This window comes from Atlanticothrix silvestris CENA357, from assembly GCF_016056295.1.
Classification (GTDB): domain Bacteria; phylum Cyanobacteriota; class Cyanobacteriia; order Cyanobacteriales; family Nostocaceae; genus Atlanticothrix; species Atlanticothrix silvestris.
This window is the reverse complement of sequence record NZ_JAECZB010000010.1, coordinates 1-2,374: the sequence shown is the minus strand read 5'-3', so window position 1 is coordinate 2,374 and position 2,374 is coordinate 1. Positions and strand designations below refer to the sequence as shown.

2 protein-coding genes and 1 pseudogene are annotated in these 2,374 nt (G+C 44.7%); all 3 read left to right on the top strand.

Annotated features, from left to right (window positions below):
- Nucleotides 1-207 precede the first annotated feature (207 nt).
- Nucleotides 208-1,236, top strand: coding sequence for a serine/threonine protein kinase (locus I8751_RS06545; protein WP_214438366.1), 1,029 nt, complete (start codon nt 208-210; stop codon nt 1,234-1,236).
- A gap of 61 nt (nt 1,237-1,297) precedes the next feature.
- A complete protein-coding gene (locus tag I8751_RS29490; RefSeq protein ID WP_225893999.1) occupies nt 1,298-1,867 on the top strand; it encodes a serine/threonine protein kinase in 570 nt (189 codons plus the stop codon).
- Nucleotides 1,868-2,374 (top strand): annotated as a pseudogene (locus I8751_RS29485) (serine/threonine protein kinase); the annotation flags it as partial. It lies immediately after the preceding gene.

The following is a 2,374-nucleotide window of genomic DNA, read 5'->3' as shown; positions in this document are numbered from 1 at the left end:
TAAAAGTTCTTTTTGCTTACTCATTTCAGTAGATCGCGTATTCATTTCAAAAGATTCTGTAAACAAACCGCAGTTTATTTAATAATTTCAGTAGATCGCGCATTCATTTGGGCAGTTAGGCGATCGCATTAATTCTGCCAAGGGAGGCTCAAGTTATTAAGGCTCTCTTGTGTGAGAATTAATCTAAGCATTTTGGGAGTTGCAAACGTGGCTTGGATAGCTGGCGATCGCTTGCAAGGTGGAGAATACACCATTGAGAGAGAATTGGGAAGAGGACGCTTTGGTATTACTTATTTGGTCAAAAATAAGAATGGCGATCGCCAAGTCATTAAAACCTTAAATGATGACTTGCTCAAATCCCTTAACCAGTCGGAACGTGAACGGCTAAAGACAATGTTTTTGCGGGAGGCTTTAAAGCTTCAGAGGTGTAAGCATAAGTATATTGTAGAGGTCGTAGACTCCTTTGAGGAAGCAGACTGTTTGTGTTTGGTAATGGAGTATGTGGATGGCGTGAGTTTGGCTGATCTGCGCCCACCAACACTTTCGGAATCAGATGCACTACGTTACATTCAGCAAATTGGAGAAGCGCTGATAGTTGTACATGAAAATGAACTGATTCATCGGGATGTGCATCCAGGAAATATCTTGTTGCGGAACCGAGAGGGACAGCTAGAAGCAGTACTAATCGATTTTGGTTTAGCTCTGGACTTTGACCATATCTTAACTACAAGCCGAACCAAGGAAACGTCTGATGGATTTACGCCTCCTGAACTTTACGCTAAAGGTACTATAACTCGTGCGTATAGCGATATTTATTCACTTGCAGCTACTCTGTATAAACTTCTGACGGGGAAAACACCTGTCGATGCAGTCAAGCGCAAAGTGGACGGCGAACATTTAGTGTCTCCAAAAGAATGGAATCCTCAAATTAGCGATCGCACCAACCGCGCAATTATAACAGGTATGAAGCTAGATCCCAAACAGCGCCCTCAATCGATGCGGGAATGGCTCGACTCTTTAGGGTTAATAGGGGAAACTAGCAAGACAGAGACACCTGTACCTCCTAAACCGGAATCAAAAATTAATTGGATTGCCGTTACTGCCATTGCAACCTTAATTGCAGCTATTGGAACCTTGTTTTCAGGGATGGCCGGTTTGATTCCGATTTTTAAACCATTTGCGTCTCCTAGCCCACCGTCACTATCTCCTAGTCCCTCATCTAGCAAAACTCCGTAGATTTAGGTACACTCTCATCAGGATGCTAGATTAAGGGATTTTTCTTTACTTAGAGGTATTCATGCCCTGGATAGCAGGACAACAATTGCAAAGTGGCAAATATGTAATTAAGCAAGTCCTGGGACAGGGGGGATTTGGGATTACTTACAAGGCTTTGCATGTTGAACTAAACCAGATAGTTGTAATTAAGACACCAAATGAATATCTCAGTCACGATCCGGAATATGAAGAGTACATAGAGAGATTTATCCAAGAAGGGCAGATACTCGCACGCTTATCAAAAGACCCCCATCCTCACATTGTGGGAGTGATTGACTTGTTTCGAGAAGGTGCTAACCACTGTTTGGTGATGAACTTTGTTGAGGGAGAAAATTTATTTGAAGCGGTGAGGCGTAGGGGGGCTTTACCAGAAGCGGAGATTTTACCCTGCATCCGCCAAATTGGGGAAGCTTTGAGTGTAGTGCATCAAGCAGGATTAGTACACCGAGATGCACACCCTGGAAACATCATGGTGCGGAGAAATGGCAAAAAAGCAGTTCTGATTGACTTTGGTATCGCCAAAGAACTCGTACCTAAAACCTTGAGTTCAACAGGCAATGCAGGTAATCGGGGATTTGCACCTTATGAGTAGATGACCAGAGGTAGTCGAGAGCCGACAGTTGATATTTACTGTTTAGCTGCCACACTTTATTATGCGGTGACAGGTAAACACCCTACAACTTCTCTAGCTCGTAAGCTTGAGAATACTCGCCTAACTCCACCAAAACAAATTATTTCAAGTATTAGTGACCGATTAAATCAAGCAATTCTCAAGGGTATGGAGTTGGAGGTAAAAGACCGCCCTCGGTCAATGCAGGCATGGTTGGCAATGTTAGAAGTACCAAAAGCAACGCCTCCACCATCTGTTGCTCAAGTTCATAGAACAGAAGTTGTTATTCCCTGGGGCTGGTTAGTTGGTGTATTGTTAAGCTACCTATCAATAGGATACTTGTTAGCAGCGTCTAACGCTCCGTACATGGTTTGGGCTGGGGCTGGGGCTGTGGCTGTGGCTCTGGCTCTGACTGGGCCTTGGGCTGGGGCTGTGGCTTGGGCTTGGGCTTGGGCTGGGGCTGTGGCTAGGCCTTGGGCTGGGGCTGGG